We start from the raw sequence: 6,462 nt of genomic DNA, 5'->3' as shown, positions 1-6,462 counted from the left end.
AGTCCATAATTCTCAATATCTGCTTCCTTGTTTAATACATATCGGTCTATAACTGCTCGGTCTCCTTTATGATAAAAGCCTAACATATATTTACCAACATTATTTTTGGCATAGAAGCATCTGTATTCTGCATCTGTAGACTCCCATGGTATTGCTCCTTTTTTCTTAGGATAGTTTTGCTCGATTTTCGTCCAAAATGAAATAGTAAATCCATTTTGATAAGTCGATCCTTCAAAGAAGTTTGGAGTTGAAATATAAGTATTGGAAGCTAAACAAGTAGCTCCGTTTACAATACCAAATCTGTCTTGACATCCAAAGGCTAACCCATGTATAGTTCCATCTTTTCTATTGATATTTTCTTTTGCGCTTCCGTCGTTCAAAGCATAATGTCTAATAGGAGTTGGAACTTGAGATAAAGTCAGTTGGGTTCCTGCAAGTAATATAGTTATAAGATATAAAAAACGTTTCATTTTGTTCTCCTCCCACATTTAGTTAAATAGTCAATTAATAACTCGCTTCGGTCTGTTATTACGTAATCTGCACCATGAAGGAACAACCAATCCCAATCTCCACGACCATCATCCAAAAAATTATTTGGGTCTTTATCTTGGAAATCGTATGCACGTATGATAGGGTCGGTGTCAGTTAGAGGTGTTTTTTCTGCAATTACACCATCTCCTGTTTCTGGCCAAAAAGAATATTGCCCTAACCAAACTCCAGAGTTTTTTACTTGTACAAGATAATTTATTATAGGATCATTTGTTTGTTTATAAACGAGTTCCATGGCATAAATTTTATGAGTGTTTAGGAATTCGTTTATATATGAAGATAGGTTAGGTGTTGTGGAAAATGCGATAGGAGTATAGATGAAATCATCTAAAGTCACTCCTGCTTTGGTTAAGATTTTATTGTTTAAATCAGCTAAGCGCATCTTCCCCTTTATAATACATTGCCAAAGCATACCTTTTTGCTTAAGTAGCTTAAGAACTCGAATCATTGTTGTATCAAACAATTTTCCAACTTCCTTTATGTCAATTGCAGCTACAGCTTTGTCTTTTAAATAATCAAGCGCATCGGTTAAAGTTAATACTTTATATGGAGATGTTGTTCCATCTTCATATTTTAAAAAAAGAGTATTTACATAACTCCAATTTTCTTCCCTTAGTCGTCCGTTTCCTGTTGTCATTCTGTCTAAACAAGCATCATGGAATACAACCATGATATTATCTTTTGTGACACGTACATCCATTTCCACTATGTCTGCTCCTATAGCTATAGCCATATCATAAGCTTTGGTGGAATTTTCTGGAAAATCAGCCCAATATCCTCTATGGGCGGAAACGAGAGTATAGTTGGAATGTTGTAGTCTGTGTTTGATAATATCTACAACTTCTTCTACATGTTCTTTTTGAGCATAGCAGAAACTTGGTACTAATATAAGCATTAGTACAGAAATAATCTTTTTTAGTTGGTTCATAAGGTTTCCTCCTTTCTAAAATGTTATTTTATTATTTCAAAATTACAAAAAAACTAAGCAGTGTATTCTAAAATTGTGATAAAAAATCTAAATAATAGCTCAAAATGTTGATATTGTGCATTTATTATTAGTTGAATTTTATGTTGTTTGCGAACACACAAAAAAAGTGAAATAAAAATTTCATTTTAACAGGATTGTAATTGGGTGCAACGAAAAATATAATTGTCTTCAATGCGTAATCGTCTTAGGACAAATTATTAATTAAATAAATATTATATGAACTTAAAACGAATTTCAGCGTCATGCTTTTGTTTGCTGTTGGCTGGACAAATGGCAGTTTTTGCTCAGACCGTCAGCTTCGGTTCAAACAAGGTAACGCTCAAGTCTGCTTTTGAGAAGATTGAGCAGTCTTCCAAGTACAAGGTTGCGTACAATTCTTCTCAGTTGGATGCTAACCGCACAGTCACGTTAACCAAAAAGAGTGATGATGTATTTGGTATGTTGAACCAATTGCTCAAGGGTACAAATTGTACTTATGAATTGGAAGGCAACTACATCGTCATTAAGTCTCAGCACAAAGGAAAAGCTCAAAGCCATGGTAAGAAAATCAAGGTAAAGGGTGTTGTAAAAGATGAAACTGGTGAGCCAGTTATCGGAGCAACAGTCATGGAAAAAGGCTCTGCTAATAATGGAGTAATTACCGATATAGATGGTAATTATACGATTGAGATTGCCTCTGATGGTTTGTTGGCTGTATCATACATTGGTTGCAAAGATCAGGAAATTAAAGTAAACGGTCGAGAAGTTATTAACGTCAATTTGGCTGATGATAACAAGGTACTCGACGAAGTTGTGGTTGTAGGTTACGGTGTGCAAAAAAAGCGCGACGTATCTACTGCTGTGTCTTCTGTAAAGGCAGAGGCTCTTGCCAATAACCCATCTACAGACTTCCGTCAGGCTCTGGCTGGTAAGATGCCTGGTGTCCAGGTAACTGTACCAAGTGGTGACCCTGAGGGTAGCGTAAGTATTCGTGTACGTGGTGTAAGCACCGTAAATGCAGGTAGTGACCCTCTCTATGTTGTAGATGGTGTACCAATGGAGCGTGGCTTTGCCAACTTGAATACGAATGATATTGAGTCTGTAGAAGTTTTGAAAGATGCTTCTGCAGCAGCTATCTATGGTAGCCGTGGTTCTAATGGTGTTGTTCTCGTAACTACCAAGAAGGGTACTTCTGATAAACTCTCAATTTCTTATGATGGATATGTAGGTGTACAGAACGTATCTAAGAAATTGGATATGATGAACGCTTACGAATATGCAGAATTCGTAAAGGACGCACGTGACAATGCATACCTTTCTAAAGTCCCTGGTGGATCAGCAAGTGATCCTAATAGTGTACGCCCTAAAGGAAACATGCAGATTGCAGCTGATTTCTTCCCATATTTACAGGGTGTTAAAGGCTTGACAGATACAGATTGGCAGGATGCTATCTTCCGTACAGCAATGACTACTGGACACAATGTTTCTTTATCAGGAAAGTCAAACAGTATCAATTATTTCGTATCAGGTAACTATATGAAAAAGGAAGGTACAATCATTGGTTCTGATTTTGAAAAATATGGTGGTCGTTTGAATCTTTCAGGTCAGCATAAGCGCTTGAAATTTGGTGTAAACTTCGCACCTTCTTATTCTGTTTCAAATACTGTAGATGCATCTGGAGCTGGTGGTATTGTTCAGTCTGCTTTAATGATGCCTCCTATTTTCCCTGTTTACAACGCAGACGGTTCTTATAATTATCAGGGTAATGGTTACTTGCGTATTGGTACAGACTATGAGCACAATGAGGTGTTGAATCCTGTTGCTATGGCTCGCTTACAGTCAAATGTTACTGATCGTATGTCTATTACTGGTAAGGTATATGCAGAATTGGAATTGATGAAGGGACTTTCTTATAAGTTGTCTTTGGGTGGTGATTATTATGGTGCTCATAATGATAAATATCGTCAGTCTTCTTTGCCTTTGAAGGGAAAAGATTATTATGATTCTCCTTCAAACCCAGTAGGTTACAGTTCTTCTTCTTTCTTCTTCAACTGGTTGGTAGAAAATCAATTGACTTATACTACTACTATCAACAAGAAGCATAACATTACTGCTATTCTTGTACAATCTGCACAGAAGGAAACCAAGAAAACCGACAACGTGACAGCTACAGATTATCCTAACGATTATATCCAGACTGTAAATGGTGGTACTGTGACTAAGGGTGGTTCTGATAAGACACAATGGTCTATCGCTTCTTACTTGGCTCGTGTTCAGTACAACTACGAGGGACGCTACATGCTTTCTGCTGCGATTCGTACCGATGGTTCATCACGTTTCGGTAAGAACAACCGTTGGGGTTATTTCCCATCTGCTTCTGTTGCTTGGCGTATCAGCGATGAGCAGTTCTTCAAGAATGTGAAGGAATTGTCTTTCATTAATGACATGAAGATTCGTGCCAGCTATGGTGTTACTGGTAACTTCGAGATTGGTAACTACGACCATTTGGCAACAATGTCAACTGATAACTATATCTTAGGTGCTAATGGTGGTTTATTGCAGTATGGTTATAAGCCAGATAATATCAAGCGTGATGATTTGAGTTGGGAGAAAAACCAGATGATTAATGCAGGTATTGATCTTCAGATGTTCGATGGCTACATCGGTTTCTCTGTAGATTACTATAACACCAACACATCTAATATGTTGCTCTATGTACCAGTACCTCTCTTGACAGGTTACAGTACTTCTCTTCAGAACATTGGTAAGGTAAACAACCGCGGATGGGAATTGGCTTTGACTTCTCAGCATACATTTGCTAATGGTTTCGGCTATTCTTTCAATGCCAACTATGCCAAGAATACCAATGAGGTAAAAGAGTTAGGTCCAGGTAATGCTCCTATTATTTCTACTGGAAGTGTAGGTCATGCTTTCTATAAAACAGAGGTCGGCAAGCCTATTGGTAACTATTATCTCTTGGTGCAGGATGGTATTTTTGCGACAGCAGAAGATTTGAAGAAATATCCTCACTTTGATAATACTGAAGTAGGTGACTTCCGCTTTGTCGATGTTGATGGAGACGGAAAGTTAGATTTGGATAAAGACCGTACAATCTGCGGCAACTATATGCCTAAGTTCACTTATGGTTTCGGCGGTAAACTCTGGTATGCAGGTTTCGATATGGACTTCAACTTCCAGGGTGTTTATGGCAACAAGATTCTGAACTTGAATAAGCGTTACCTTGACAACATGGAGGGAAATACCAATGGTACAAAGATTGCGCTTGATCGTTGGAGAAGTCCTGAAAATCCTGGTAGCGGTTCTGTAAATAAGGCAAACCGTAAGCAGACAGGTTACAACAGCCGTACTTCAACCTGGCATTTGGAGAGTGGTTCATACCTTCGTCTTCAGAACCTTTCATTAGGTTATACTTTGCCTCGTGCACTTACTCAGAAGTTTAAGGTAGAGAAGTTGAGAGTTTATGTTTCAGGACAGAACCTCTTCACTATTACTGACTATAGCGGTTATAACCCAGAAGTAAATGCCCGTCCATCTAAAAACCTGACTCCAGGTGAGGACTATGGTACTTATCCTTTGGCAAGAACATATATGTTTGGTTTGAATCTCACATTATAAAGAATTTTACGTCATGAAAAAGATAATATTATTAGCATCAATGGCCGCTCTGCTTATGACTTCTTGTGGAGATAGCTTTTTCGACTTAGAGCCATCAAGTAGCGTAATCATTGACAAAGTATATAAGACTGCAAGCGATTACAATGTTGCAGTAATAGGTTGCTATTCCAAATTGCAGTCACAGGTGAATTTCTATACAGAATGCTGCGAGTATCGTAGTGATAATCTTTCATTGAGTGCACCTACAGCAGGTACTCAAGACCGTTACGATATAAACCATTTTGCAGAGAAACCATCCAATGGAATTCTCAGCTCTTATTGGGCAAACTTCAATAACAACGTTTATCGTTGTAATCTTCTGCTCGACCAGATTGACGGTGCAAACTTTGCAGAAGGCTTGAAGAAACAGTATAAGGGTGAAGCGATGTTTATCAGAGCTTTGAACTATTTTAATATGTATCGTATTTGGGGTGGTGTTCCTGCTACAAAGCATGTTGTAAGTGCAGCAGAGGCTTTGAAAGTGGCAAGATATTCTGATGAGCAGATGTTCGACTTGATTGCTGGTGATTTGAAGGAGATTATTGATAACAACTATCTTCCTGAATCTTACTCATCAGCAGATATGGGTAGAGCAACATCTGGAGCAGCTAAGGCTTTGCTCGGTAAGGTTTATCTTACTTTCCATAAGTGGGAAGAAGCAAGAGATATTCTTTCTCAGCTGATTGGAAAATATCAGTTGGTTAGCCCTATCGCCCAGGTCTTCAATGTGGATAACAAGAACAATAAAGAGATTATCTTTGCTGTACATTTCAATAAGGAAATAGAGGGAGAGGGTCACAGCTATTGGTACAATCTTACCAATTCAACTGATGATACCAACCAGACAAGTTCTCTTCTCAATACTTATCCTACAAATGATGCTCGCAAAGATCTCATTACTTATGTACAGGCTGCGAAGAATGTGTATTTGATGAGAAAATTCTATGATACAAAGAGTACAACCTTCAATACTGTAGGTAATGATCAGATTCTCCTTCGTTATGCAGATGTTCTTTTGATGTATGCTGAGGCTCTTAACGAAATCGAGTATGATGCATCTGAGGGTTCTCTTGCTCTCAAATGTCTTAATGCCGTAAGAGAAAGAGCAGGCATCTCTAATTTGACAGCAAGACAGCTGTCTTCAAAAGAGAAGTTCCGCAAAGGCATCTTGGTTGAGCGACAGAGAGAGTTCCCTTATGAAGGTCAGCGTTGGTTCGACTTGGTAAGAATGGGATTTGCAAAGAGTGTAATGGCAGAAAATGGTATTGAAA

Annotated in this window: 4 protein-coding genes; 2 read left to right on the top strand and 2 right to left on the bottom strand. The window is 38.2% G+C overall.

What is annotated here, in order from left to right:
- Both QVD32_RS12390 and QVD32_RS12385 read right to left on the bottom strand, forming a co-directional pair.
- Positions 1-470 (bottom strand): hypothetical protein (locus QVD32_RS12390; RefSeq protein ID WP_287710291.1); only part of this gene is annotated, 470 nt, incomplete at its 3' end.
- A complete protein-coding gene (locus QVD32_RS12385; protein ID WP_287710290.1) occupies positions 467-1,477 on the bottom strand; it encodes a glycerophosphodiester phosphodiesterase family protein in 1,011 nt (336 codons plus the stop codon). The genes QVD32_RS12390 and QVD32_RS12385, both read right to left, overlap by 4 nt.
- 276 nt (positions 1,478-1,753) lie before the next feature.
- Here QVD32_RS12385 and QVD32_RS12380 point away from each other — a divergent pair, with 276 nt between their 5' ends.
- Complete coding sequence (locus QVD32_RS12380; RefSeq protein ID WP_502795839.1) at positions 1,754-5,152, top strand: TonB-dependent receptor; 3,399 nt, start codon at positions 1,754-1,756, stop codon at positions 5,150-5,152.
- Positions 5,153-5,165: 13 nt separating this feature from the next.
- The coding region (locus QVD32_RS12375) for a RagB/SusD family nutrient uptake outer membrane protein (protein WP_287710289.1) at positions 5,166-6,462 on the top strand (1,297 nt) is incomplete at its 3' end.

It is taken from the genome of Barnesiella sp., from assembly GCF_022723415.1.
Classification (GTDB): domain Bacteria; phylum Bacteroidota; class Bacteroidia; order Bacteroidales; family Barnesiellaceae; genus Barnesiella; species Barnesiella intestinihominis.
The sequence above is the reverse complement of the archived record's forward strand: the minus strand, read 5'-3'. Positions and strand labels throughout refer to the sequence as shown.

Bases quoted from the DNA above. Each gene is read 5' to 3' on its own strand.
- QVD32_RS12385 (WP_287710290.1), bottom strand. From the start codon at position 1,477: ATGAACCAACTAAAAAAGATTATTTCTGTACTAATGCTTATATTAGTA.
- QVD32_RS12380 (WP_502795839.1), top strand. From the start codon at position 1,754: ATGAACTTAAAACGAATTTCAGCGTCATGCTTTTGTTTGCTGTTGGCT.